Here is a 26,043-nt window from a genome sequence, read left to right as displayed (position 1 = left end):
CCAGACACGCATCGCAAAGGTCGCATATTTGGTACATCGCATCATCAGTTGCAGCCAGCGAGCCGGCATCGACCGGCAATAACAAAAAGCCATCCCACCCGACCCGCCCCGTTTCGAGGGCACCGGCGGCCGGATGGTCCATTGTCGTGAATGCAGGGGTAGATCCGATGGACCAAGCAAGCATGCACGGGGCAATCCGTGGGCTTTACGAAGGCATTCTGGACCCCGGCGCGTGGCACAAGAGCCTGTGCGCGCTGACCGATATGGCGGGTAGCGCACATGCGTCGATGATGGTGTGGGACACCGTGCGCGACCAGGTCACCGTCAACGAGATCGTCAATCCGGTGCCGGAACTGTTCACTGCGTACGAGAACGAGTACCAGGCCATCGATCCAGCCAAGATCTTCGCCCCCCGGCTGGTGCCCGGCGCCTGGTATATCGATGCACGCGACCTCGGCCCGCAGGCCATGGCGCGGCATCCGTTCTACTGCGACTTCTTCAACCGTTTCGACCTGCGCTCCTACGTGGCCTGCCTGGTGGAACGACAGCCCCACTACGAAGTGTATTTCTCGATGCAGCGCGCGTTGAGCCAGGACGCCTTCTCGGGCGAGGACACCCGTGCGCTCGACTGGGTGGTGCCGCATATGCGCAGCGCCATCGCCCTGCGCGAACGCACCATGGGGCTGTCCACGCTGGCGTCGGTGTCCGCGCGGCTGCTGGAGCGGCTCGCCTTCGCCGTGGCCGTCTACACGCCGGACCGCCATCTGCTGCTGGCCAATACCGCCGGCGAGCGCTGGGCGCGCCGACTCGACCCCACTGGCAAGACCGGCGACTGGCGCCTCTCGCGCGGTTTTGCCGAGATGGTCCAGGCCGCCTGCCATCCCCACCAGCCGCAAGCCGCGCAGGCCGCGCGCGCCACCGACAAGACCGGCGCCATGGCCGAGGTGCTGGTCCTGCCCTTGCCGCCCTCCCACATCCTCGCCGCCTCCTGGCAGCAACCCGCCGCGCTGGTGGTGGTGCACGAGGCCGGCGCCCCATCCGTGCTGCTCGATACCGTGCTGCGCGACCTGTACGCGCTCACGCCGGCCGAGACGCGGCTGGCCACGCGGCTGGCCTGCGGCGAAGGACTACCCGAGGCGAGCCGACAGATGCGCATCCGCCACGAGACCGCGCGCACACAGCTCAAGTCCATCTTCCTGAAGACGGGCTGCGGCAGCCAGGCCCGCCTCACGCAGATGCTGACCCGGCTCGCCACCACGCTCGAGGGCGGCTAGCGCCCTCCCCTGCATCGCCCCTTGCCCCTGTCGCGCCCCCGCGGCAGGCATGCGAAGTCTTGACGCGCGCCCGCCTCACCGGAACCGGGCATACCTTCGCGCGCCACGCCGGACCCCAAGGCATGAACGACGGACAAATGCACGAGACCATTCGAAGTCTCTACCAAGGTGTTTTCGAAACGGGCGCCTGGCAGCGGAGCCTGGTCGCCCTGTGTGGCGCGAGCGGCAGTTCGCAGGCGTCGCTGATCGTGCGCAACCGGGCGCTGGACCGCGTGGTGGTGACCCACGCCGTCGACTACAAGCCGGACGCCATGGAGGCCTACACCTCCCACTACTACCAGTTCGACCCGAGCCGGCCGTTCGCCGAGCGCCTTGGCGTGGGCGACTGGTATATCGACCATCGCGACGTGGGCGAGCAGGTCATGCGTGCCAGCCCGTTCTATGGCGAGTTCCTGCGCGACCTCAATATCGCGTCGGTCATGTCGTGCCTCATCGAGCGGCATCCCACCTACGAGATCTACCTGTCGCTGCAACGGCCGCTCGACGCCAATGTCTACGCGGAAGCGGATGCCCTGGCGCTGGACTGGGTGATTCCGCACCTGCGCGATGCCCTCGGCCTGCGCGAGCGCATGCAGGAGCTGGCCACGCGGGGGCGATTGTCGGAAGACATGCTGAACCGGCTGCCCTTCGGGGTGGTGGTGTTCGATCTGGCCGGCAAGCCGCTGTTCGCCAACCAGTCCGGCGAGCCGTGGGTGCGGCGCCTGATGCCGGCCGCCTTCTTCGGGCCGCGCGCCGGCGCGCCGACGGACAGCGCCTTCTGGCAGTTCTCGCGCCCGTTTCCCGAGGTGCTTCGCGCCGTGGCCGCGCCGGACACCCTGCAGGCCGCGCAGGCCATCCAGGCCGCCGGGCCGGATGGCCGCACCGCGCAGATCGTGACGCTGGCGCTGGCGCCGATGGCGCAGAGCCTGCCCGGCATGGAGACCCACACCGTGCTGGCCGCCATCCACGAACGCTATGGCACGCCGCGCGCCATGCCGGCCATCCTGCGCGACCTCTTCGGCCTCACGCCGGCGGAAACGCGGCTGGCCGCGCTGCTGACGCAGGGCGTTGGCCTGCCGGACGCGTGCGCGCAGCTCGGCATCAAGCGCGAAACCAGCCGCACGCAGGTCAAGTCGATCTTCAACAAGACCCGCACCAGCACGCAGGCGCAGCTGGCGCATCTGCTGACCCGGCTCAGCACGATGCTGACCGAGCCATCGCGCTATTAGTTAACAGTGGGGATCAGAAGGCTCAGGTGAGCAGCCGCAGCGCGGTGTACACCGCCATGCCGACCACGATCATCCCGACCATGCGGCGCGTGAACAGGTAGAACACCGTGGCGGCGATGCCGGCCATCAGCTTGGCGTTCATCGGCGAGATGGTGAAATGGCCCTGCCAGGTCATGAATTCCGGCACGATGATGGCCGCCAGCGCCGCCGCCGGGGCATAGCGCAGCGCGCGCTGGAGCCGGTCCGGCACGCTCACGCGCTCGCCGGCCATCAGGAACAGCGCCCGCGTGAGCACCGTCACCACGGCCATGCCGACGATGGCGATCCAGGTTTCGACGTGGCTCATGCCCGGTCTCCGGTCTGGGGTTCCGGCTGCGACTCGGATATCGCGCGGGCCCCGGCCTCGGCCTTGGCCTTGTCCTTCCGCGCGCGAATGCCGCGCAGCGTGGCGCGCGCGGCCAGTTCGTCGCTGGCCATGCCGGCCGCCAGCGCGCCCACCACGGCCACCACCAGCGCCAGCCGGTACGGCAGGTCGAAGCACAGCAGCGCCAGCACGGCGGACACCACCACGGCCATCAGCGTGGAGCGCGAGTTGATCGTGGCGATCATCACCGGAATCAGCGCCATCACGCCGGCCAGCCCGAGGCCCCAGGCGTCCGGGAACACGCTGGCCAGCAGGATGCCGAGCAGCGACGAGACCTGCCAGGTGGCGCAGTTGACCAGCGCCATCCCCCAGAAATAGCCCTCCTTGCCCGGCGCGTAGCCCGGCTCGACGTACTTCTGCATGAAATAGACGAAGTGGAGGTCGCCGTTGAAGAAGCCCAGCACGGTGCGCCGGCCCAGCGGCAGGTAGCTGAAGTGCGGCTGGAGCGCCGCGCTGAAAATGACGAAGCGCAGGTTGACCACGGCGGCGGTCAGCCAGATGGTCCAGATCGGCAGGCCGGCCGCGAACAGCGGCAGTACGGCCAGCTGGGCGGAGCCGGCGTAGACCAGCAGCGACATGCCGATGGCCTCGGGCACGGTCAGCGCCGACTTGCTCATGGCCACCCCGGTGACCAGCCCCCACGAGAACACCGCGGGCAGGGAAGGCGCGAAATAGCGTGCGCCGTCGAGAAAACCGTTGCGCTCCACCTCGGCAAATCGATGCCAGAGGCGCAACCACACCGGGGACGACTGTCGGGGTGTCATAGCAGAGGGCGAGAAGGGTACGGCCAGCGCGGGGAGCGGGGCCGTCGGGGGCACCGCCGGCATCGCGCCGGCGGCAAAGCAGACATTATAGGCGCGTGCCCGCAGCAGGTAAGCGGTGGCTTAAAAGTGCACGCACCGAGTGTTGTTTCGTGGAGAATCGGGGCCCCGGCGCCCTCCTTCCTCACCCAGCCGCTATGCCGGGCGGCTCGTGGGCGCCAGCGGCGCGGCTTCGGCGGCAGGCGCGTTGGTCGGATCCATAGCCGGGTCCGTCTCGTCATCCCCGCCGCCGGCCTGTCCCAGATCGATGCCTGACGTCTCCGGCAGCAACGCCGCCGAGACCATCACCACCGCGTAGCCCACCCCGGCCACCATGGCGATGGCCAGCGCCAGCGAGGTCCGCCCGCTGTTGAGCCAGCCCACGGCGAGCGGAAAGAACGAGCCGATCACCCGGCCGAGGTTGTACGACACGCCATACCCCGTGGCGCGCACGGCACTCGGGTACGACTCCGAGATCGTCGCGCCAATCCCCGAGAACACGCCCTGCATCAGCACCCCGAGCGGGAAGCCGAGGAACAGCATCGACGTATTGCTGACCGGAATCACCATATAGATCATCGCCATGACGAAAGCGCCGGCGGCGAACGCCATATAGGTCACGCGGCGGCCCCAGCGGTCCGTGGCGTAGGCGCCGGCCACGTAGCCGACCAGCGAACCGAGGATGGTCACCGCCAGGTAGGAGCTGGTGCCGAACACGGACAGCCCCCGCTCGGTCTTCAGGAAGGTGGGCAGCCAGGTGGCGATGGCGTAGTAGGCGCCCAGCATGCCGCCCGACAGCAGGCTGCACAGTACGGTCTTGCGCAGCAGCGGGGCGCGGAACACGCGCGCGAGATCGGCCCCCGGCGAGACCTTGCCGCGTGCGGCCCGGCTCTTGAGGAAGACTTCCGGCTCCTGCAGGTTGCGGCGCAGGTAGATCACCACCAGCGCCGGCAGGATGCCGAGGAAGAAGCAGACGCGCCACGCCGTTTCCGGCTCGAACAGGTTGAACGTGATGGCGTAGGCGATGGCCGCCCCGCCCCAGCCGAACGAATAGCTGCTGGCGGTGAAGCCCGAGTACTTGCCGCGATGGGCCGGATTGCGGATCAGCTCGGTCACCAGCACCATGCACAGTGACGATTCGCCGCCGAAGCCCAGCCCCTGGAGCATGCGGAACACCAGCAACTGCTCGGGCGAATTCGCCATGCCGCAGAGGAAGCACGACACCGCGAACACGATGATGGTCCAGCGCAGCACGCGCACGCGGCCGAAGCGGTCCGCCAGCAGCCCGGCGCCCACCGCGCCAACCAGCGACGAGACCAGCGTCCAGGTGACGATGGCGCCCGCCATCGACTTGCTCATGCCCCACTGCGCCAGCAGCGTGGAGATGAGGAAGGAATAGATCATGAAGTCGAACACATCGACCGCATGACCGAGAAACGCGCCGTAGAACCCCTTGCGCTCGGCGCGCGACAGCTCCTTGAACCAGTCCATCATGATGGTTTCCTCCCAGTCTTCCGTTGTTATCGATCGATGCCGGCCGATGCCAGCCCGCGCGGCGGTTGGTAGCCGTAGCCGGCGGCCTCCAGCAATTGGGCGAAGCGCAGCGAGGTGAGATCGCCCCAGCGCCGCGCCACGATCTGCACGCCGCACGGCAGGCCGTCCCGCGCCGGGCCGATCGGCGCCACCGTGGACGGCAATCCGCACAGCCCCGAATGGCCGGCCCAGAACAGTTGCGTGGTCAGCGGCATCGGCTGGCCGTTCACCGGCAGCGTGCGCTGCCACGGCTCGCCGGCTTCGTCGAGCGGGAACGCGGTGGTGGCGGCGGCCGGGCACAGCAGCACGTCGTAATCGGCGAAGAAGCGGCGCCAGCTTTCGGCAAAACGGTCGCGCGCGGCCTGCAGGCGGAGCCAGTCGCGATGGGTCAGCGTGGCGCCGGTGAACTGCAGCGTGGCGTAGTCGTCACCCGCATCGGGCTGGGCACGGGCCAGCGCGTCGGCGAAGGCGGCGTCATCCATATAGACGGCGGTCGTGGCGCGCAGCAGCAGCACATAGGTGCGCCACAGCGCGGCGGCGTCGAAGTCCGGGCGCACGTGCCAGTCCACCTTGGCGCCCTGCCCGGCCAGCCAGTGGCCGAGCGCCTCGATGGGCTGGCTGACGGTGGCATCGACATCGGCCAGCGGATGCGTCGGCAGCACCGCCACGCGGAAGTCGGCCAGACGCTGGTGCGGGCAGACCGGCAGGTCCAGCCGCCAGGCGGGCGCGAGGTCCACGTCCGGGCCGGCGATGGCGCGCAGCACCAGTTCGAGGTCGCGCGCGCTGCGGGCGACCGGGCCGGCCACGTTGATGTCCTGCTCGGCAAACCCGGCCGGCGCGTTGCCGTGGCCGCGCAGCGGCACCAGCCCGTGACTGCTCTTGTGCGAGAACACGCCGCAGTAGTGCGCCGGGTTGCGCAACGACGAGCCGATATCGGAGCCCACATCGAAAAAGCTCATGCCGGCGCAGACCGCCGCCGCGCTGCCGCCCGAGGAACCGCCGGGCGTGCGCGTCGGATCGTGCGGATTGCGCGTGGTGCCGTAGATCGCGTTGTAGCTCTGCCAGTCGCGCAGGCCCAGCGGCACATTGGTCTTGCCGAGCAGGATCGCGCCCTGCGCGCGCAGGCGCTGCACCACCACGGCGTCGCGCTCGGCACGATGATCGGCGCGCGCCGGGCTGCCGCAGGTGGTGGGCCAGCCGGCCACGTCGAACGATTCCTTGATCGAGAACGGCACGCCGTCCAGCGGCCCGAGCGCCGCGCCGGCCTGCCGGCGGCGGTCGCTCTCACGGGCTGCGGTGTGCGCGGCATCGAAGTCGGGCAGGACAAGGGCGTTGATCGTCGCATGATGGGCGACCCACGCGGCGTGGCAGGACGCGACCAGCGCCTGCGCGGTGGTCTCGCCACGGGCAAGCCGGTCGGCGGCTACCCAGATCGGCAAAAAGCAGTCGTCCAGCCGGCCAGGGTCGGCCGGTGGCAGGTCAGGCAGGGTCACGTGCGCTCCGTGTGTTGTCTTGGGCCGGCGCGTGGGCGCGGCGGCCTGAGGGGGCTTATCGATACGGCGGCGGATACAGCAATCGGTATACTATATTCACAAATCCAAAATTCACAAGGCAGTATTTGTGCCAAGGTGATTTGCACCGCAACAAGGCAGGATGCGGCTTTTCGGGGGATGGGCGCATGCGGGCGCGTGTGCGCTGCACCATCATCGGGAGCGCTTTGGTATACCGTTTGGTGCGAGAGGAGATTAGCGCCGCAGCAGGCCGACCAGTTCGTCGATGTCGGGCAAGGCGGCGGCGCGGCCCGTGGCTTCGCCTTCGGTGGCGTCGAGCACGCCGTCCGCCAGGGCGCGCTTGCCTTGGTGGAGGTCCACGATCCGTTCCTCGATGGTCCCGGCGGTAATCAGCCGGTAGACCGTGACCGGCCGCTGCTGGCCGATGCGGTGCGCGCGGCCCATCGCCTGATCCTCGGCGGCGGGATTCCACCAGGGGTCGGCAATCACGATGTAGTCGGCCGCCGTCAGGTTCAGGCCGAAGCCGCCGGCCTTCAGGCTGATCAGGAAGACATCGCCCGCCCCACCCTGGAACGCGGCCACGCGGCGCGTGCGTTCGCCGGCCGGCGTGGCGCCGTCCAGGTACTGGTAGGCCAGTCCCGCCTCATCCAGCGCGCGCCGCATCAACTGGAGGAAATCGACGAACTGGCTGAACACCAGCGTCTTGTGGCCGTTGGCGGCCAGCGTGGCGGCCAGTTCGGCGAAGGCGCGCACCTTGGCGCCCGGCGCGGCCACCTCGGGCGTGGCCAGACGCGGGTCGCACGCGGCGCGGCGCATGCGCATCAGTTGGGCCAGCACGTGGATGCGGGCGTCGGGTTCGGCCGGCGCTGCCGGCTGTGCCTTGCGGCCCTTCCTGGCGGGCGGCCGTAGCAGCGCGCGCTCGGCCTCGGACAGCGCCTGACGGCGCAGGGCCTCGTAGTGGGCGGCCTCAGCCGGCTCGGGCTCCACGCGGATCACGAGTTCGGTGCGCGGCGGCAGTTCGTCCAGCACCTGCGCCTTGGTCCGCCGCAGCACGAACGGCGCGATCATGCGCCGCAGCCGCACGCGCGGCTCCCGCGCGCCATTGCGCTCGATCGGGTTGGCAAAGTGTTCGTTGAAGCGGACCAGCGACCCGAGCAGCCCCGGGTTGCAGAACCGCATCACGGCCCAGAGTTCGGACATCCGGTTCTCGATCGGCGTGCCGGAAAGCGCCACGCGGCAGTCGGCGGCCAGCGCAAACATGGCCTGCGCGCGGCGCGAGGACGGATTCTTGATCGATTGCGCCTCGTCGGCGATCACCGTGTGCCAGCGCCGCGCGCCGAAATCCTTGCGCGCCTGCTGGAGCAGTTGGTACGAGACGATCACGAGGTCATGGGCGCCGGCCTGCTCGACGATGGCCACGCGGTCCCCCTCGGCATAGAGATGGACGTTGAGCGTAGGGGCGAAGCGGCGCGCCTCGGCGGCCCAGTTGCCGCACACCGAGGTCGGCGCCACGACCAGCGCCGCGCCGTCGGCAGCACGCGCCAGCAGCAGCGCGAGCGACTGGAGCGTCTTGCCCAGCCCCATGTCATCGGCCAGACAGGCGCCGAAACCGGCCTCGGCCAGCGCCATCATCCAGCGGTAGCCTTCTTCCTGATAAGGACGCAGTTCGGTCGCCAGCGTGGCGGGCACGGCGGCGTCCGCCTCCCGCGCGGCCCGCAGCCGGCGCACGCGGGTGCGGAAGTGCGCATCCGGGTCCACGCCGGCGCCGGCCAGCACGTCGTCCAGCCAGGGCGCGGCCACCAGCGGCACGCGGATGCCATCGCGCATGGCATCCCCCACCCCGGCGAGGTCGCGCAGGCGGGCGCGCAACTGCCCGGTCAGCGCCACGTAGACGCCCTGCCCCATCGGCATGAACCGCCCGGCGTGGCCGTGCGCCCAGGCCACCAGCTTCTCGAGCGACATCACCAGCCCCTCGGCCACGCGCAGATGGCCGACGAGCTTGAACCACTCGCTGCCGGTTTCCACGCTGACGGCCAGTTGCGGGAGGTCGGCCGGCAGCAGGCGGATCTCGCGGCCACGCGGCCATTCGAGGTCGATCACACCGGCGAGGCCGGGCAGCATCTCCACGGCGGTCAGGGCGTCTTCGGGATCGTCCAGCGTCCAGGTGTATTCGCCGCCGGGCGGCGAGGATTCGACCAGGAACGGCAGCGCGGCGAAGACTTCGGCCACGTGGGCCAGCTCGGCGTCCAGGTCGCGCTCGGTGGCCATCGCTTCGCCGGCGACGGTCGCCATCAGCTGCGCGCGGCCCGCGCCGGGCGCCAGCCGGGGCCCCATCGGGCCCAGCGGCGTGACCACCAGCCGCAGGCCGATGCCGCGCCCCACCGGCGCCACTTCGGCGCGCAGGCGGGTTTCCGGCTCGCGCAGGCGGGCTTCGCCCGAACTGTCGGCATGGATCTGGAAATGGCCGGCCAGCGCGCGCAGCGTGGTGTCCAGCCGGGCGTGGGCGTCGGCGGGCACGGCCAGCCCATCGGCAATCAGGCGGGCGGCCTGCTGCTGTGCGGCGGAGAAGCGGATCACGCGGAGGCGGCGTGGGCCGTCCTGGAGCACCGTGATCTGGCGCAGCGCCTCGGCTTCCTCGCGCGCGGCAGGGGGCAGCAAGTCTTCCATGGCGGGCGCGGGACGCAGCGGGGGGGCGATGCGGAGCACGTAGCGGTCGCCGCCGTTGCCAACCTCCCGGACCGCTTCCAGCGTGGGCGCGGCCTCGGTGACCTCCATCGGCACAGTCGGCGCGTGGGACAGCACCACCCCGGGGTGCCCCACCAGCGCCATCACGGCGGCGGCGCGGTCCAGCACATGGCGGCGGTTGCGCGAGCGGTCGCGGCGGATGGCCCGGGCCACGCGGGCGTCCCACGGCGCCAGGGTGTCGTCCTCGGCTACCCGGGCCAGCGGGATCGGCCGGGGCTTGCCCCAGCCGCGCGGGCCGTAGGCCTGCTCCAGCGGCTCCACCAGCCCCGGCACCCCATCGGCATCGACGGTCAGCGCCCACAACAGGCGGCGCCGGCCGCCCTCGACAGGGGCTTCCGCGCCGGCCAGCGCGGCCAGTTCGCCCAGCGCTTCCTGCCAGCGGTGATCGTCGTCGGGGGTGGTGGGGAGCGCGGACAAGGGCAAAAGGGGTAAAAAGAGAGGCCGGGAGGATCGGAACGGCGATTGTAGTCCCCCCGCCCGGCCGCGTTGGCACATCAGGGCGCGCGGCTTACAATGGCGGCCTTGTGACATTTCTGGTGCAGAGGGAGACAACCATGTCGATGGCGGATCGCGACGGCAAGATCTGGATGGACGGCAAGCTGATTGAGTGGCGCGATGCCAAGATTCACGTCCTGACGCACACCCTGCACTACGGCATGGGCGTATTCGAGGGCGTGCGCGCCTACAAGACGCCGGCCGGCACCGCGATTTTCCGCCTCAAGGAGCACACGCGCCGCCTGTTCAACTCGGCCAAGATCTTCCAGATGGCCATGCCGTTCGACGAAGCGACGCTCGAGGCCGCCCAGCGCGAGGTGGTGCGGGCCAACAATCTCGAGTCGTGCTACATCCGCCCGCTGGTCTGGATCGGCTCCGAGAAGCTCGGCGTGTCCGCCAAGGGCAACACCATCCACGTGGCCATCGCCGCCTGGCCGTGGGGCGCCTATCTGGGCGAAGAGGGGCTGGAGCGCGGCATCCGCGTCAAGACCTCGTCGTTCACGCGCCACCATGTGAATGTGTCGCTGGTGCGCGCCAAGGCGAGCGGCTACTACATCAACTCGATCCTGGCCAACCAGGAGGCCACCGGCCTCGGCTACGACGAGGCGCTGCTGCTCGACACCGACGGCTACGTGAGCGAGGGCTCGGGCGAGAACGTGTTCATCGTGCGCAATGGCGTGATCTACACGCCGGACCTGGCCTCGTGCCTGGACGGCATCACCCGTGACGCCACGCTGACCATTGCCCGCGACCTCGGCATCGAGGTGCGCGAAAAGCGCATCACGCGCGACGAAATGTACTGCGCCGACGAAGCGTTCTTCACCGGCACCGCCGCCGAAGTCACGCCGATCCGCGAACTGGACGACCGCGTGATCGGCGAAGGCCGTCGCGGCCCGGTTACCCAGCGCATCCAGGAAGCGTTCTTTGCCGCCGTGGGCGGCACGGACGAGAAGTACAAGAAGTGGCTGACGCTGGTCTGAGCACCGGCGCCATCCCGATCATTTAAAACAAGCCAGTCACCCTGCAAGCCAAACGCAACACCATGACGCAAACCGCATCCGTCGTCGAAATCGGCGCTGAAGACATGCCCCTCCACTGCCCCACGGGGAACACCCCGACGTGGAACTACCATCCCCGCGTGTTCCTGGACGTGGCCGACACCGGCGAGGTGAAATGCCCGTACTGCGGCACCGTGTACAAGCTCAAGCCGGGCACCGTGCTGAAGGGCCACCACTGAGATCGCGTCCGAGGCACGCGGCCCACGCCGCGCGCCGCCGCACCCCCCTCCCGCCCCGGGCCGCGTTGCGCCCCGGGGCGTTGGCATGTCCGGGCCACGCATCACCCACAATATGAAAAAAGCCCTCGTCATCGCCCCGAACTGGATCGGCGACGCGCTGATGGCGCAGCCGCTGTTCGCGCTGCTCAAGGCGCGCCATCCCCGCATGGTCATCGACGCCCTCGCCCCGAAATGGGTGGCGCCGGTGCTCGCACGCATGCCCGAGATCGGCACCGTGTTCCCGAGCGATCTCGCGCACGGCAAGCTGCAGCTCTCGGCCCGGCTGATGTTCGCGCAGCAGCTCAAGCATGAGGGCTACGACGTGGCCTATGTGCTGCCGAATTCACTCAAATCGTCGCTGATTCCGTTCCTGGCCGGCATTCCGCTGCGCATCGGCTATCGCGGCGAGGCGCGCTTCGGCATGCTCAACGTGCGCCACGCCAATCCGCCGCGCGACAAGCGCCCGCCGATGGTGGAGCACTACGCACGGCTGGCCCTCAAGCCCGGCGGGCGCCTGCCCGAGCACATCCCCGATCCGCAGCTGCGCGTGAAGCCCGAGCGCATGGCCGCCACGGCCGAGCGCTTCGGCATCGCGCCGCAGACCCGGGTGATCGCCTTCTGCCCCGGCGCGGAGTTCGGCCCGGCCAAGCGCTGGCCGGCCGCGCACTTCGCCGAACTGGCGCAGATGCTGCGCCGCTCGTTCCCGTATGCGCAGATCATCACGCTCGGCTCGGCCAAGGATGCCGAGATCGCGGCGGAGATCGTCGCCGGAGCGCCGTTCGTGCGCAACCTGTGCGGCCAGACCTCGCTGGACGACGCGGTGGACCTGCTCGCCCTGTCCGAAGCCGCCGTCTGCAACGACTCCGGCCTGATGCACGTGACCGCCGCACTGAACCGGCCCCAGGTGGCCGTTTTCGGCTCCAGCGACCCGCGCCACACGCCCCCGCTGTCACAGGCTGCGAGTATCATGTGGCTGCAACTCGAGTGCAGCCCCTGCTTCAAACGCGAGTGCCCGCTGGGCCACCTGCGCTGCCTGAAGGACATCGAACCCGAAATGGTGTTCGTCGAGTTGCGCAAGCTCCTGCATCGACCCTGACCACGCCAACATGCCCCGTTTCGCCCGACTGTTCGATTCCGCCGAAGACATCGTCGATGCCTTCCGCGAAGCCATGAAACTGCGCGATGCCGATGGCGCGCTGCGCCTCTGGCTGGACGAGGATTCGGTCACGTGCGTGATGCCCGACGGCCAGCGCCTGATCGGCCACGACCACCTGCGCCAGGCCTTCATGCTGCTGCTGGAGGAACAGCCGGTGCTGATCGACGCCATCGAGACCAGCAGCCATGCCTCGCTCGGCGTGTCGATCTTCGACGTGACCGAGGCGCTGCGCTTTGGCGCGGACCGCGTGGAAGCGGACCTCTACGTGCACACCACCTACGTGCTGATGCAGAACCACGAGGGCTGGCGCCTGGCCCACATCCACTGCAGCCCGGCCAACGCGGTGCAGGTAGCCGCCGTGGCCGCCGCCCCGGGCCAGGCGCTGCACTGACCACTTCGACGTGATGGGCCTGAAGCTGGGCGCCCCCTTCGGCGAGACCTTCCACACGCCGTGGTGGCTGCGCGGCGGCCATGCCCAGACCATCCTGGCGGCCCGCTTCACGCGGCACCGGCGCGTCACGTTCCGGCGCGAACGCTGGGACACCCCCGATGGCGACTTCATCGACGTCGACTGGACCACGCACCCGGTAGCGCCGGGCGCCCCGCTGGTGGTGATGTTCCACGGCCTCGAGGGCGACTCGAACAGCCACTACGCCCAAACCCTGATGGACGCGCTGCGCGCACGCGGCTGGCAGGGCGCCATTCCACATTTCCGGGGCTGTTCGGGCGAGCTGAACCGCGCGCCGCGCTTTTATCATTCGGGCGATTCCGCCGAGATCCGCTGGGTGCTGGAGCGGCTGCGCCAACGGGTGCAGCCCGGACGGGCGGAAGGACAGCGCATGCTGGCAGTCGGCATCTCGCTCGGCGGCAATGCCCTGCTGCGCTATCTGGGCGAGGAAGGCCACGGCGCGCGCTTCCTCTCGGCGGCGGCGGCCATCTCGGCCCCGCTCGACCTCGCGGCGGGCGGCGCGGCGCTCTCCCAGGGCTTCAACCTGATCTATACCCGGATGTTCCTGCAGACGCTGAAGCGCAAGTCGCTGGCCAAGCTCGACCAGTTTCCGGGCCTGTTCGACCGCGCGACGATGCTGGCGAGCCGCGACCTCTACGCCTTCGACAACGTGGTCACCGCGCCGCTGCACGGCTTCCGCGATACCGACGACTACTGGATGCGCGCCGCCAGCAAGCCGGTGCTGGGCGAGATCCGCATTCCCACGCTGGTGCTGAACGCGCGCAACGACCCCTTCCTGCCCGGCCAGCACCTGCCGAGCCAGGCCGAGGTCAGCCCCGACGTGCTGCTGGAGCAGCCCGCGCACGGCGGCCACGTCGGCTTCATGACGCCCCGCGCCGGCGTGCTGGGCCACCTGCCGCTGTTCCCGGTGGCGGGCCATATCGAATGGCTGCCCACGCGCATCCTCGACTACTTCGACAGCGTGGGTGGAACGCGCCAGACGGCGTAGGAGACAACCATGGATGACATCGTCAAGCAGGCGATGGCCCGCTGGCCCAACGTGCCGAACGCGTACGGATGGCTGGCGCTGGACCGCCGCGGGCAATGGCGCCTGCGCAACGAGTTCGCGCAGGAGCACGGGCTGTCCGGCGACCCGATCCGCCACGAGGCGCTGATCCACTTCATCGAACGCAACTACACCCACGACGCGCGCGGCGCCTGGTTCTTCCAGAACGGACCGCAGCGGGTGTTCGTCTCGCTCGGCTACGCGCCGTGGATCGTGCGGATGCACGACGGCGCGCTGGCCACCACCACCGGGCGGCCGTTCAGCGTGACGGCCTGCCATGCCGACGAGCACGGCAACGTGGTGCTGGCGGGGACGGTGGAAGGTCTGGGGGATGGGGACGGAGATGGCGCGCCGGTGCAGGCCGCGCTGCTGCACGACCATGACCTCGATGCCTTCAGCAGCGCCTGCACCTGGCATGGCGAGGGGTGCGGTGCGGCGCTGGGGGTGTTCCATCACGCCGGGCGCGATTTCGACATCGAACCGATTGCCGAGGACGAGGTGCCGACGCGCTTCGGCTTCGTGCGAACACCTGCACCCGCACCGGAAGCCGAAGCTGGCTGAGGCCCAGCCTCAGTTCGGCATGCCCTTGTTGTCCTGCTTTTCCTCGCGGAACTGCAGCTGGAGCTGGTGCAGCCGCGCATCGACCTCGGACAGCGAGTAGAAATCGCCATCATTGGCCTTGCGGGCGATCTGCAATTGCTCGATGGCCGCCTGGTAGGACCCGTCCATCGCGTACTTCTCGGCCAGCGCCTGATGCTGCTGCAGCCGCTTGCCCTGCGCCGCGTAGGCGCGCGCGAGCAGCTCCCACCATTCGGCACGCGCCTTTTCCTCGCGCGTGCGGGCGCGCAGGAAGGTCACGGCGTCGCCCAGCTTGCCGGCGGCGACCAGCGAATCGGCATACGTCAGCGCCACGGCATGAGAGAGCGGGAACGCGCGCATCGAGGCGTTGGCCTGCGTCAGCGCTTCCTGCGGACGGCCCTCGGCGCGCGCCAGCTCGATCGCCATGACGTCCAGCATCGGACTGCCCGAGGTGGCGGACGGAATCGTGCCATAGAGCCGGCGCGCCTCGGCCAGCGCCCGTTCGGCATCCGCGTAGCGGCCCAGCCGCTGGTTGGCGAAGGCGATGCCGTAGTAGATCGCCGGCTGCCGCACCGGCGAGGCGTTCGCCACTTGCGACTGGAACGTCTCCAGCACGTTGCGCTGGTCGTTGGGGGTGGTGGCCTGAATCACGCGCGCCCGCGCCCGGGCGAACTCGTACTCGGGCGTGTTGCCGACCTTGCGGGCGGTCACGTGGCGCACGCGGTCCTGCATGTCGGCGATCCGCTCGGAGGTCAGCGGGTGGGTGCGCACATAGGCCGGGATCGAGTTGTCCGAGATGCCGGTCACGCGCTGCAGCCGCGAGAAGAAATCGGGCATGCCCTGCGGGTCGAAGCCGGCAGCGGTCATGATCTGGAAGCCGACGCGGTCAGCCTCGCGCTCGGCCCCGCGCGAGAAGGACAGCTGGTTGGCCACGGCCGCGCCCTGCCCGCCCATCGCCAGCGCCGCCGCTGCATCGCCGCTCTTGGTGGCCGCCAGCCCGGCCAGCACCATCGACGCCAGCGCGATCCACATCGACTCATCCTGCTTGGTGATGCCGCGCGCGATATGGCGCTGCATCACGTGGCCGATTTCATGGCCGAGCACGGAGGCAAGTTCCGATTCGGTCTCGGACTGGACCAGCAGCCCGGTATGCACGCCGATATAGCCGCCCGGCAGCGCGAAGGCGTTGATCGAGCGGTCCCGCACGCCAAACAGCTCGAAACCGGTGGCGAAGGTGCCCGCGCCATTCGAACCGGCCACGTTCTGGCGGCGCGCGGCCTGCACCAGCCGGTAGCCGAGCGCGTTCAGGTAATCGTTGAGCAGCGCGTCCGAGACATAGTCGGTATCGCGGCGGATATCCCGCATGATCCGGTCGCCCAGCCGCCGCTCCATGTCCGGCGACAGCGATGCCGTGGACGGGTCGCCGAGGTCCGGGAGCTGCAGGCTGCCGCCCTCCACCACCGGGTTATTGGTCCGCAATCCGAATTCGGATTTCTGACCCGCCCTGACACTGCGGTTGAGATTGTCGTAGACCTGATCGCTGGCGTCGGGCACCAGCTCCGTAGTGGGCGCCGGCTGCTGCGAGGACGGCGCCAGCCGCGCGGCGGGTACGGTCAAGCCCTGCGGCCAGGCCGGCGCGGCCATGGTCAGCACGAGGGCGGCGGCCACGGCACGGGCAAGTGACGCGCGCATGGCGGGGGCGGCCAAAGCAGCGGGAGCGGTGTCGGCGGCGCGCGCCGGAGCGGGCAGGCGGCGGCGCCAGGAGGTCTTGGGCATATTGCTATGATAGCGGCCTCCGCCGCGCGTTCCCAATCCGGCAGACCCCTTGCCCCGCGTTGTTTCTCCGGATTGCGACGGGCGCTATTTCATCCCTCGAATTCTGACGCCATGAGCCAACTCACCCACTTCGACGCCGCCGGACAAGCCCATATGGTCGATGTCGGCAACAAGGCCAGCACCCATCGCGTGGCGGTGGCCACCGGCACCATCACCATGCAGCCGGATACCTTCGCGCTGGTGCGCGACGGCACCGCCAAGAAGGGCGACGTGCTCGGCATCGCCCGGGTGGCCGCGATCATGGCGACCAAGCGCACCTCCGACCTGATCCCCCTCTGCCATCCCATCGGCCTGACCAAGGTGGCGGTCGATTTCGCGCTGGACGAACCGAGTTCCACCATCGCCTGCGTGGTACGCACCGAAACCCACGGCCAGACCGGGGTGGAGATGGAGGCGCTGACCGGCGTGCAGGTGGCCCTGCTGACCATCTACGACATGTGCAAGGCGGTGGACCGGGGGATGGTGATGGGCAACGTGAAGCTGCTGGAAAAGCATGGCGGGAAGTCGGGGGATTGGGTGGCGGGCTGATTTGTCGCCCCGTGCCCCCCGTTGTCCCCCGTTGTCCCGCCCGTAATAAAGGTAACGCCGCATTTCCAAGCCCCCCGCGCCGGCGCCACTTCCGGAAAATTGGTATTGAATTACCAGCAAGGCCCGGCGCCGCCCGTCCACGGATCGGGCGGGTCGAGCGTTGAGGGTTAGGTAACAGGTCACAACGCCGGAAACGCCGCTTTCGGGATGTCGCCGGCACGCATGCAGCACATTGGGTAGGGGTACACATCATGAACGGGCGCAAGCTTTGCCAGATCGCCCTGGCTTTCGCGGCGGTGGCCTCGGCCGCTGTCAGCACGTCGGCCATGGCCGGCGGCCACTACCACGGGGGGCGCGCGCGCGTCGGCGTGGGCGTCTACGTGGGACCGGGCTGGGGAGGATGGGGACCCGGCTGGGGTCCAGGCTGGGGGCCCGGTTGGGGACCCTATGCCTATGGCCCCTACTACGGGCCCGGCTACTATCCGCCCGCCGTCGTCGCGGTGCCGGCGCCGAATCCGCCGCAGTACATCGAACAGGGCGCGGATGGCAATCCGGTGCCCGCGCCATCGGCCAGCGGCGCGCCGAATGACTCGCCCAACGCCTGGTGGTACCACTGCGATTCGCCCGAGGGCTTCTACCCGTACGTCCGCGAGTGTCCCACCGGCTGGCAGCGGGTGCCGCCGACGCCGTCTTCGTCCACCACGCCGCAGGGCCGTGTTCCGGGAGCGACGTCATGAATCCGCGCATCCTTCCCCTGTTGCTGGCGGGCACGCTGGGCCTTGGCGCCTGCGCGGTCATGCCGTCCGGCCCGAGCGTGATGGCGCTGCCGGGCACCGGCAAGACCTTCGACCAATTCCGGGGCGATGACTACAACTGCCGCCAGTTCGCATTCGGTCAGGTGGGCGGCGTAAGCGCCCAGCAGGCATCGAACACGGCCGCCGTGGGCAGCGCGGCCATCGGCACGGCACTCGGCGCAGCGGCCGGGGCGGCCTTCGACGGCGGTTCGGGCGCGGCCATCGGCGCCGGCGTGGGCCTGCTCACTGGCGCCGCCGTGGGGGCCGGGAACTCGTATAACGCGGGATATGGCTCGCAGCGGCAGTACGACGCCGCCTACGTCCAGTGCATGTACGCCAGCGGCAACCGCGTGCCGGTCTACGGGCAGATGGTGTCCACGCCGCGCGCCACCAGCTACGCGGCGCCGCCGTCGAACTACCAGCCCTACTATCCTCCGCCCCCGCCGCCCGGTTACGTGCGCTGACGGCTTCGGCCCTGGCTGGGTTTCGGCTCAGCCGTGGCCCTGCCGGGCGCGTACGCGCACCCAGGCGCAGAAGTCGCGCGGACGGTGCGCGTCGTCCATTTCCTCGCAAGCCTTGTCCAGCGTGTTGAACTGTGCGGCTTCGTCGCCCTGATAGTAATAGCGCAGGCGATCCATCCACAGCCGCGCGCGCTCTGGCTGGCCGGTCAGCGCCAGTAGCCACGCGGTGCGGCCGATCAGGTTCGGGGTGGGCAGCAGGTGCAGCGCGTCGAGGTGCCCGGGTAGCAATTCGGCGGCATTCTGGGCCGTGATGACGGTCCGCTCGATGGCCTCCGACGCGGCGTGCTGGCGGAACCAGTGGCGCGGCATCGGCAGGCCATCGCGCCGTTCATCGCTCGCATACTCGCGCGCTTCCACGCGGCGGTAGTCCTGCCAGAGCGTGGTCAGGATGATGGCCGAGAGCGCGACGAAGGCGATGCCGATGCCCATCGCCGCCGGCTTGGGGAGGCGCAGTTTGCCGAAGCCGGACGGCTCCAGCCAGCCCAGCAGGAAGCAGAACGGCAGGAAGAAGTAGAGGTAATGGAGCGGGTATTCGAGCATCGAATGCGCGCCGACCATCGCCAGCCAGAGCAGGATCACCACGGTCTGCGGCCGCTCCGCCGACGCCGCGAGCCAGAGGCGACTACGCACCACGCGCCACAGCCACGCCAGCAGCAGCACCCCCACGCCCGCCGTCCCCATCAAACCGGTCTTCGCCAGCAGATCGAGCACGGCGTTGTGGGCGTGCAGGGACATCTCGGCCGTCACGCGCAGTTGCGACATCTGCTGGAACTGCGCCCAGCCGAACTCCCCGTAACCCACGCCGAGCAGCGGATGCGAGCGGAACATGGCGATGGCATGCGCCCACAGCGCGCCGCGTGCCGAGACCTGATCGCCGGCCTTCAGTTGCGCGACGGTATCGAACAATCGCCAATCGAATGCCTGCCCGGCGCTCTTGATGACCGTCTGCAGCACCACGATGCCGACGACCAACAGCACGGCGGCGAGCACGAGGCCGGGCGGGCGCGCCATCGGATTCGGCCCGCGCCGCTCGCCGCGCGCCATCGCGGCGGCGATCAGGGCATAGATGGCGGCCAGCCCAACGTGGACAAGGCCCGTGCGCGAGCCGGTCAGCGCGATACCCGACTCGAGCAGCAGCACGGCGGCCAGCCAAGCCGCAAACCCGAGCCGCGCCCGCCGCGCCAGCCACATCGCGGCAACCAGGCCAAAGCCGTGGATCGTCGCCTGATGGTTGGGCTGGTTCAGGTTGCCCCACAGCCGGCGGTTGGTGTCGTAGAAATATTCCGAAACGAGGCCGAACATCTGGTCTTCCATATGGAAGACCTGGATCCACTGGGCCAACGTGCCGAGCAGCCCGGCGACGAGGAAGGTGATGGCGACGGCATCGACAATTTCGGCGCGCTCCTCGGTGGACAACCCCTGGCCAAGGCACCATGCGGCGACCATCATGGCGGCGCCGAGGGCGAGGACGATCTGGGTGGTGAAGCGGCTGCCCGTGATATCGGCCATGCCGGCGGCAGACTGGACGAGCGTCGTGAGGATCAGCCAGAGCGGCAGCAGGACGATCCAGGGGACTTGGGGGGTGTCTGGCGAACGCCGAAAGGCCAGCAGGCAGACCAGCGCGACACCGAGCACGCCGGCCATCCATTCGCCGTAGAAGGTGGCGAGCGGAAGCGTGTGCTTCGAAACCAGCAGCGGGAGGGTAAAGGCGGCGATGATCGCCGACCCCGGAAGCAAAGCCCTGGATGGCGGCATGCGGGCGCGAGGGGAAGGAAAGGCGCCATGATAGCGTGGCGGCTTGCGGAAGCAGGAAAAGAAAAAGCGCCCGAAGGCGCTTTTTCTACATCAGCATCAGGCGAGGGAAAGGCTCGCTGATGGCTTGATATTAAATCGCCTGGCCAATCGGGCAACCCGAAGGAGCGTAGCTGGCTTTCCAACCAGCGTTGTTGCTAGCTGTAACGAAGCAGCGCCACGTACCAGTATCTTGGCGCTGCCAGTTGATGGTGGCACCTGCCACGGAAGGGCTAGCATTCTTGTTGGTGCCTGCGTCCGTGGTCAGCGTCGACGACCAGACAAATGCGCCGGTGTTCACGTTAGCGGGCACATTCGGATCGGCATACAGATTCGACTGAACAAAGCCAATATCGGCCAAGGCGGCAACCGCGGCGCCGTTGCTCAGACGATCTTCAAATGCCGTCTTGTACGCGCCCATTTCGCTGACTGCACGTGCCACCTGCGTACGCGCCGTGTAATCCTGATATTGCGGAATCGCGATAGCAGCCAGGATACCGATGATCGCAACCACGATCATCAGTTCGATCAGCGTGAAACCCTTTTGGGCTTGGCGACCCAGTTTTTTGATTTGTTGTACCCGTTGCATAAGGATTGACCCCTCGATGAGATTTTCGTTACAGAAAGAAACATCTGCTTGCATGTGATGCATTACCCCTAAAGCAGGGAGTGTGCCAGGCCAGCAAATGCCGATAATCTCATGCGGGAGTGACAAAATTTGGCCGATCTACGATTCCAAGGGACGGCTAATCAACAAAATTTGTCACATTTTGTGTCTACGGGACTGACAAAGTTTTGCAGTGGACCGGCGTGGGCGGATCAAGCCTCAGGCGTATAGCCCCACCGGTACCGACATGCCTTAGGCCGCACATTTTCACGGGTATTCGAATAACAGTCCCAGGACGCCGCGCCGCCGCCAGCGTAGCCTTCAGACGGTTTGCCGGTCCCACTCAACTCAAGCTCCACGAACTTGCCCCGGAGCAGCGGCGACGCGTCCTCGCGGAAGTACGCCCGGAGAAAGCACCCGCCGCCGTCTGAGACCTGGCCCATGCGCTGGGCCACCACGCGCTCCACGTACTTTCCGTTAATGGTTGCAGCCGGCGGCAAGGCGGCATCGTTCTCCCCGGTGTTGTCAGGACATTGAGAGGACAAGACATAGGTCTCCAGCACCGAGACCTTCAATCCCCCCAGCAAATACAGCCCCTCGGCGAACTGGGCCCGCGCCACGTACGCGCGGTACTGCGGCAGGGCGAGGCTGGCCAGGATGCCGATGATCGCCACCACGATCATCAGCTCGATCAGCGAAAAGCCCGCCCGCCGTGGAAGGCGCTTGCGGCGATCCATGGCGCACCGCCTCAGGCCGAGGTGGAACTCGATCCCCGCACGCTGCAGGACTTCGGCATCAGCTTGTGGTCCACGTTGGAGAAGCAATCCCAGGTGAACGAGCCCTCGGAGCCCTTCAGTTCCAACTCCACATGCTTGCCGGCCAGCGCCTGCGAGACGTCACTCCGGAACCGGGCCGTGATCACGCAACCGCCGGAGTCGCCCACCACGCCATTGGCCTTGGTTTCCACCGATGCCACATACCGGCCATTGATGGTCGAACTCAGCGGCAGGCCGGAGTTATTGGCCGTCTTGTTGTCCGGGCACGACCCGGAGCTGACGTACGCCTCCACCAGCGACGTCTTCAGGCCCGACGCCAGCGTCAGCGCCTCGGCAAACTGGGCCCGCGCCACGTAGTCGCGATACTGCGGAATGGCAAGGCTGGCCAGGATGCCGATGATCGCCACCACGATCATCAGTTCGATCAGCGTGAAGCCGGCGCGCGTGGCCCGGCGAACAAGACGGCCAAGCCGCCGTGGATAAGTGTTGGTGTGTTGCATAGGACCCCCTTTCTGGTTGTCGTCATCGACGCGATGACTGGGGTCGTATGCTGTGGCGGGCTGCGCGCTACAAATTTGATCGCGCGCAAGCCGCCGGACGTTGATTCACTCTGATGGAAATGCACCATAAATGGCGCATTTCGGCCCGATTTTTTCGATGCTGACCGAGGCTGGGAGCGCTCCCACCCCCTGTCAGCCGCCGGTGCGCAGATCAGGCCGGACTGGCCGCCGCAGCCGCCGCCACGTGGCTGCACGCCTTGGGCAGGTACTTCCGTTCAGCGCCCGATTCGCACTGCCACGCCACGGCACCCTGGTCCGCGCCGGTCATGCGCAGCGTCAGGGACTTGCCGACCAGCCCCTTGGCGATGCCAGCGTCCTTGAAGTTGGCGACGATGGTGCAGCCACCCGCCGCCGTGGGCGTGCCGCCCGTGACCACGCTCTTGATGTACGTCCCGGCAATGCTGGTCGCCAGCGGAATCCCGTCCGCCGCCCCGCTGGCGTTGCTGGGGCAGGTGCCGCCGTACGAGAACGTTTCGATCACCGCCGGCTTCTGCCCCGACGCCAGGCTCAGTCCCTCGGCGAACTGCGAGCGCGCCACGTAGTCCTGATACTGTGGAATGGCGACCCCGGCGAGGATGCCGATGATCGCCACCACGATCATCAGTTCGATCAGCGTGAAGCCGCGATGGCGGCGTACGGAAGGCTTGCGTTGCATATTGACCCTTTTCATGGTGATGGTTGATGTCCGTGCCGCGCGGCATTGCGCACCGGCACGGCACCCATGATCGGGAGGTCAGCCCCCTACTCCGATTGATCTCCGACAATTCCCACAGGCTTGTGGGAATTGCTTGGAAATCCACAGGAATTCGTGGCGCGGGCGCCCACAGCGCCCTGTTGTAGCGGCGCCACCAAAGAAAAACGGGCGGCCAGATCGGCCGCCCGTTTCAGGCATGACGAGACTGCAATGCAGAGGCGTCAGGCCACCTGCGCGCTCCGACGCYTGAGCAGCTTGCCCACCAGCACCACCAGCACGGCCCCGACCAAGCCAAACACCAGATGGGCGTGCGGCACATGCACCTGGAACCACTCTGCATCCACGGGGTCGCTCACCAGCATCTCGCCGGCCAGGTAGCCCAGCAGCGCGGCGCCCAGCACGATGATGAGCGGGAAGCGCTCCATCACCTTCAGCAGGATGGTGCTGCCGAACACAATCAGCGGAATCGACAGGCCCAGGCCCAGCACCAGCAGCATCAGCTGGCTGCCTTCGGGGCCCTTCTGGGCGGCGGCGGCCACGGCCACCACGTTGTCCAGCGACATCACCAGGTCGGCAATCAGGATGGTGCGGATGGCTTGCCAGATGTTGTCCTTGGCGTCGTGGCCTTCCTCGCCGTCATCACCGGTCAGCAGTTGCACGCCGATGTAGACCAGCAGGATGGCGCCGACGATCTTCAGGTACGGCAGCGTCAGCAGCTTCACGGCGGCCACGGTCAGCACCACGCGCATGATGATGGCGGCGGCGCTGCCCCAGAAAATGGCTTTCTTTTGCTGGGCCGGCGGCAGATTGCGCGAGGCGAGCGCGATCACCACGGCGTTGTCGCCGGACAGCACGATATTGGTCAGGATGATGGATCCCAGCGCAATCCAAAATGCGCTGCTCGACAGCAATTCCACGGCAAGACTCCTCGAATTTCTAGGTTTATTCCACGTTCGCCAACCGCCCGGCAGGCGGCGCCACTGCGAACTTTTGGATGTCTGAACTTACAGACATGGAGATGTATCGCACGAACCTTACGATTCGGTTTCAACCTTCCGGCAGGCGGCTCGGGAAATACCCTAGGTCAGCGTCTCGCCAGAATGACATTGCCCCCGGGCGAGCGGGGGCAATGCGATGCAATCACCACACGCCAGGCGCCCGAATCGGCACGCCATGGCGCGGGAAGTGACGCATGATTTACAGCATCGCCTTCAGCAGGCGGGCCATCTCCGACGGGTTCTTGGTCACCGTGATACCGCAGGCTTCCATGATTTCCAGCTTGGCCTGGGCGGTGTCCGCACCACCCGAGATCAGCGCGCCGGCGTGGCCCATGCGCTTGCCCGGGGGCGCCGTCACACCGGCGATGAAGCCAACCACCGGCTTCTTCATGTTGTCCTTGATCCAGTGCGCGGCGTTGGCCTCGTCCGGGCCGCCGATCTCACCGATCATGACCACGGCGTCCGTGTCGGGATCGTCGTTGAACATCTTCATCACGTCGATGTGCTTCAGGCCGTTGATGGGGTCGCCACCAATGCCCACGGCCGACGACTGGCCCAGGCCCAGCGCGGTCAGCTGGCCCACGGCTTCGTACGTCAGCGTGCCCGAGCGCGACACCACGCCGATGCGGCCCTTGCGGTGGATGTGACCCGGCATGATGCCGATCTTGATCTCGTCCGGCGTGATCAGGCCCGGGCAGTTCGGACCCAGCAGCAGGGTCTTCTTGTTCTGCTTACGCATCTTGTCCTTGACTTCCATCATGTCGCGGACGGGAATGCCTTCGGTGATGCAGACCACGAGGTCCAGATCGGCGTCAACGGCTTCCCAGATGGCGGCGGCAGCGCCGGCGGGCGGCACGTAGATCACCGACACGGTCGCGCCGGTCGCCTGCTTGGCGTCCTTCACGCTCGCGTAGATGGGAATGCCCTCGAAATCCTCGCCGGCCTTCTTCGGGTTCACGCCCGCCACATAGGCGTTCTTGCCGTTCGCGTAGTCGCGGCAGCCACGGGTGTGGAACTGGCCGGTCTTGCCGGTAATCCCCTGGGTGATGACCTTGGTATCTTTGTTAATCAGAATCGACATGCTGTAATCCTTTGCTTGGCGTCGCGCGGCGCGGGCAGGGCCTGCGCACCGCGCGCTTGCATTTGTTGGCGTATCGGCTTCGGCTTACTTGCCAGCGGCAGCGGCCACAACCTTCTGGGCGGCTTCTTCCATCGTGTCCGCCGAGATGATCGGCAGGCCCGACTCGGCCAGCATCTTCTTGCCCAGGTCTTCGTTGGTGCCCTTCATGCGGACGACCAGCGGCACGCCCAGCTGCACGGCCTTCGAAGCCGAGATCACGCCTTCGGCGATCACGTCGCAGCGCATGATGCCGCCGAAGATGTTGACCAGGATGGCCTCCACGTTCGGGTTGCTCAGCATCAGCTTGAAGGCTTCGGTCACCTTCTCGGTGGTGGCACCGCCGCCCACGTCCAGGAAGTTGGCCGGCTCGCCGCCGAACAGCTTGATGGTGTCCATGGTGGCCATGGCCAGGCCGGCGCCGTTCACCAGGCAGCCGATGTTGCCGTCCAGCGAGATGTAGGCCAGGTCGAACTTCGAGGCCTCGATTTCGTTGGCGTCTTCTTCGTCCAGGTCACGGTAGGCCACGATTTCCGGGTGACGGAACATCGCGTTGGAGTCGAAGTTGAACTTGGCGTCCAGAGCGATCACCTTGCCGTCGCCGGTCAGGATCAGCGGGTTGATTTCGGCCAGCGAAGCGTCGGTTTCCCAGAACGCCTTGTACAGGCCTTGCAGTGCCTGGCGCGCTTGCGGCACGCTGGCGTCCGGCACGCCGATCTTGCGGGCGATGTCGTCGGCTTCGGCGTCCTGCAGGCCCACGGCCGGGTCCACGATCAGCGTGTGGATCTTTTCCGGGCTGTGCGCAGCCACTTCCTCGATGTCCATGCCGCCTTCGCTGGAGGCCATCAGGGCCACCTTTTGCGAGACACGGTCCACCACCAGCGACACGTACAGTTCCTTCTTGATGTCAGCGCCTTCTTCGACCAGCAGGCGGTTGACCTTCTTGCCTTCCGGACCGGTCTGGTGCGTCACCAGTTGCATGCCCAGAATGTTGGTGGCGTAGGTCTTGACGTCCTCGATGCTCTTGGCCACCTTCACGCCGCCGCCCTTGCCGCGGCCGCCTGCGTGGATCTGTGCCTTGACGACCCACACCGGACCGCCGAGCTGCTCAGCCGCCTTCAGGGCTTCTTCAACCGAGAAAGCCGGGATGCCGCGCGGAACCGGCACATTGTATTTGCGCAGGATTTCCTTGCCTTGATACTCATGGATATTCATGCGTGTTTCCTTTCGGGTAGGCGTAAAGGGA

General features: G+C 67.8%; 25 protein-coding genes. 11 read left to right on the top strand and 14 right to left on the bottom strand.

Annotated features, from left to right (window positions below; genetic code table 11):
• Nucleotides 1-167 precede the first annotated feature (167 nt).
• A complete protein-coding gene (locus tag AC1DFU_RS22515; RefSeq protein ID WP_092292043.1) occupies nt 168-1,274 on the top strand; it encodes a helix-turn-helix transcriptional regulator in 1,107 nt (368 codons plus the stop codon).
• 122 nt (nt 1,275-1,396) lie between these two features.
• Nucleotides 1,397-2,542 (top strand): helix-turn-helix transcriptional regulator, encoded by a 1,146-nt coding sequence (locus tag AC1DFU_RS22510; RefSeq protein ID WP_441591763.1) that lies wholly within the window; start codon nt 1,397-1,399, stop codon nt 2,540-2,542.
• Between the two features lie 22 nt (nt 2,543-2,564).
• On the opposite strand, the gene AC1DFU_RS22505 is transcribed toward AC1DFU_RS22510, so the two are convergent.
• From AC1DFU_RS22505 to AC1DFU_RS22485, 5 genes are all read right to left on the bottom strand, one after another.
• Nucleotides 2,565-2,888 carry an AzlD domain-containing protein gene (locus AC1DFU_RS22505; protein WP_092292039.1) on the bottom strand — a complete coding sequence of 108 codons (324 nt, stop codon included), beginning with the start codon at nt 2,886-2,888 and terminating at the stop codon, nt 2,565-2,567.
• Complete coding sequence (locus AC1DFU_RS22500) at nt 2,885-3,730, bottom strand: AzlC family ABC transporter permease (RefSeq protein ID WP_441591762.1); 846 nt, start codon at nt 3,728-3,730, stop codon at nt 2,885-2,887. The genes AC1DFU_RS22505 and AC1DFU_RS22500 overlap by 4 nt, the downstream gene beginning before the upstream one ends.
• Before the next feature lie 192 nt (nt 3,731-3,922).
• The gene (locus tag AC1DFU_RS22495) at nt 3,923-5,260 is read right to left on the bottom strand and encodes an MFS transporter (RefSeq protein ID WP_092292035.1); all 1,338 of its coding nucleotides are present in this window, start codon (nt 5,258-5,260) and stop codon (nt 3,923-3,925) included.
• Nucleotides 5,261-5,286: 26 nt separating this feature from the next.
• The gene (locus AC1DFU_RS22490) at nt 5,287-6,792 is read right to left on the bottom strand and encodes an amidase (protein ID WP_441591759.1); all 1,506 of its coding nucleotides are present in this window, start codon (nt 6,790-6,792) and stop codon (nt 5,287-5,289) included.
• A gap of 252 nt (nt 6,793-7,044) precedes the next feature.
• On the bottom strand, nt 7,045-9,972 hold the full coding sequence (locus tag AC1DFU_RS22485) for an SNF2-related protein (RefSeq protein WP_441591757.1): 2,928 nt from the start codon (nt 9,970-9,972) through the stop codon (nt 7,045-7,047).
• Nucleotides 9,973-10,109: 137 nt separating this feature from the next.
• Between AC1DFU_RS22485 and AC1DFU_RS22480 the strand changes: the two genes are divergently transcribed.
• The 6 genes from AC1DFU_RS22480 to AC1DFU_RS22455 all read left to right on the top strand — a co-directional run bounded on the left by AC1DFU_RS22480 (nt 10,110) and on the right by AC1DFU_RS22455 (nt 14,557).
• Nucleotides 10,110-11,030 (top strand): branched-chain amino acid transaminase, encoded by a 921-nt coding sequence (locus AC1DFU_RS22480; protein WP_092292029.1) that lies wholly within the window; start codon nt 10,110-10,112, stop codon nt 11,028-11,030.
• A 62-nt stretch (nt 11,031-11,092) separates the two neighbouring features.
• The gene (locus AC1DFU_RS22475) at nt 11,093-11,287 is read left to right on the top strand and encodes a zinc-finger domain-containing protein (protein WP_092292027.1); all 195 of its coding nucleotides are present in this window, start codon (nt 11,093-11,095) and stop codon (nt 11,285-11,287) included.
• Between the two features lie 112 nt (nt 11,288-11,399).
• Nucleotides 11,400-12,422 carry a lipopolysaccharide heptosyltransferase II gene (gene waaF / locus AC1DFU_RS22470; protein WP_092292025.1) on the top strand — a complete coding sequence of 341 codons (1,023 nt, stop codon included), beginning with the start codon at nt 11,400-11,402 and terminating at the stop codon, nt 12,420-12,422.
• A 10-nt stretch (nt 12,423-12,432) separates the two neighbouring features.
• On the top strand, nt 12,433-12,873 hold the full coding sequence (locus AC1DFU_RS22465; RefSeq protein WP_092292023.1) for a YybH family protein: 441 nt from the start codon (nt 12,433-12,435) through the stop codon (nt 12,871-12,873).
• A 13-nt stretch (nt 12,874-12,886) separates the two neighbouring features.
• Nucleotides 12,887-13,939: a YheT family hydrolase gene (locus tag AC1DFU_RS22460; RefSeq protein WP_092292021.1), complete on the top strand. Its 1,053-nt coding sequence runs from the start codon at nt 12,887-12,889 to the stop codon at nt 13,937-13,939.
• A 9-nt stretch (nt 13,940-13,948) separates the two neighbouring features.
• A complete protein-coding gene (locus AC1DFU_RS22455) occupies nt 13,949-14,557 on the top strand; it encodes a DUF2946 family protein (RefSeq protein ID WP_441591754.1) in 609 nt (202 codons plus the stop codon).
• Between the two features lie 9 nt (nt 14,558-14,566).
• Here AC1DFU_RS22455 and AC1DFU_RS22450 read toward each other — a convergent pair whose 3' ends face one another.
• Nucleotides 14,567-16,351 (bottom strand): beta-barrel assembly-enhancing protease, encoded by a 1,785-nt coding sequence (locus tag AC1DFU_RS22450; protein WP_092292017.1) that lies wholly within the window; start codon nt 16,349-16,351, stop codon nt 14,567-14,569.
• A 111-nt stretch (nt 16,352-16,462) separates the two neighbouring features.
• Between AC1DFU_RS22450 and moaC the strand changes: the two genes are divergently transcribed.
• The 3 genes from moaC to AC1DFU_RS22435 all read left to right on the top strand — a co-directional run bounded on the left by moaC (nt 16,463) and on the right by AC1DFU_RS22435 (nt 18,197).
• Nucleotides 16,463-16,939 (top strand): cyclic pyranopterin monophosphate synthase MoaC, encoded by a 477-nt coding sequence (gene moaC, locus AC1DFU_RS22445; RefSeq protein ID WP_441591752.1) that lies wholly within the window; start codon nt 16,463-16,465, stop codon nt 16,937-16,939.
• A 251-nt stretch (nt 16,940-17,190) separates the two neighbouring features.
• Nucleotides 17,191-17,676, top strand: a complete 486-nt coding sequence (locus AC1DFU_RS22440; RefSeq protein ID WP_092292013.1) for a hypothetical protein — start codon at nt 17,191-17,193, stop codon at nt 17,674-17,676.
• On the top strand, nt 17,673-18,197 hold the full coding sequence (locus tag AC1DFU_RS22435) for a hypothetical protein (RefSeq protein WP_092292011.1): 525 nt from the start codon (nt 17,673-17,675) through the stop codon (nt 18,195-18,197). Before AC1DFU_RS22440 ends, AC1DFU_RS22435 begins: the two co-directional genes overlap by 4 nt.
• Nucleotides 18,198-18,224: 27 nt before the next feature.
• Here AC1DFU_RS22435 and AC1DFU_RS22430 read toward each other — a convergent pair whose 3' ends face one another.
• From AC1DFU_RS22430 to sucC, 8 genes are all read right to left on the bottom strand, one after another.
• Nucleotides 18,225-20,009: a Wzy polymerase domain-containing protein gene (locus AC1DFU_RS22430; protein ID WP_441591750.1), complete on the bottom strand. Its 1,785-nt coding sequence runs from the start codon at nt 20,007-20,009 to the stop codon at nt 18,225-18,227.
• A gap of 130 nt (nt 20,010-20,139) precedes the next feature.
• Nucleotides 20,140-20,634 carry a pilin gene (locus tag AC1DFU_RS22425; RefSeq protein WP_441591899.1) on the bottom strand — a complete coding sequence of 165 codons (495 nt, stop codon included), beginning with the start codon at nt 20,632-20,634 and terminating at the stop codon, nt 20,140-20,142.
• Between the two features lie 230 nt (nt 20,635-20,864).
• Complete coding sequence (locus AC1DFU_RS22420; protein ID WP_441591748.1) at nt 20,865-21,389, bottom strand: pilin; 525 nt, start codon at nt 21,387-21,389, stop codon at nt 20,865-20,867.
• Nucleotides 21,390-21,400: 11 nt separating this feature from the next.
• Nucleotides 21,401-21,928, bottom strand: a complete 528-nt coding sequence (locus tag AC1DFU_RS22415) for a pilin (RefSeq protein ID WP_092292005.1) — start codon at nt 21,926-21,928, stop codon at nt 21,401-21,403.
• Between the two features lie 211 nt (nt 21,929-22,139).
• Nucleotides 22,140-22,643 (bottom strand): pilin, encoded by a 504-nt coding sequence (locus AC1DFU_RS22410; protein ID WP_441591746.1) that lies wholly within the window; start codon nt 22,641-22,643, stop codon nt 22,140-22,142.
• Between the two features lie 260 nt (nt 22,644-22,903).
• Entirely contained in the window at nt 22,904-23,599 is a 696-nt protein-coding gene (locus AC1DFU_RS22405) for a TerC family protein (RefSeq protein WP_477159878.1), read from the bottom strand.
• Nucleotides 23,600-23,879: 280 nt separating this feature from the next.
• Nucleotides 23,880-24,761: a succinate--CoA ligase subunit alpha gene (gene sucD / locus AC1DFU_RS22400; protein WP_092291999.1), complete on the bottom strand. Its 882-nt coding sequence runs from the start codon at nt 24,759-24,761 to the stop codon at nt 23,880-23,882.
• Between the two features lie 84 nt (nt 24,762-24,845).
• Complete coding sequence (gene sucC, locus AC1DFU_RS22395; protein ID WP_092291997.1) at nt 24,846-26,012, bottom strand: ADP-forming succinate--CoA ligase subunit beta; 1,167 nt, start codon at nt 26,010-26,012, stop codon at nt 24,846-24,848.
• Nucleotides 26,013-26,043 lie beyond the last annotated feature (31 nt).

This window comes from Cupriavidus sp. 10L45 (genome assembly GCF_056395225.1).
Note: the sequence above shows the minus strand (reverse complement) of the source record. Positions and strands in the feature narration are given on the sequence as shown.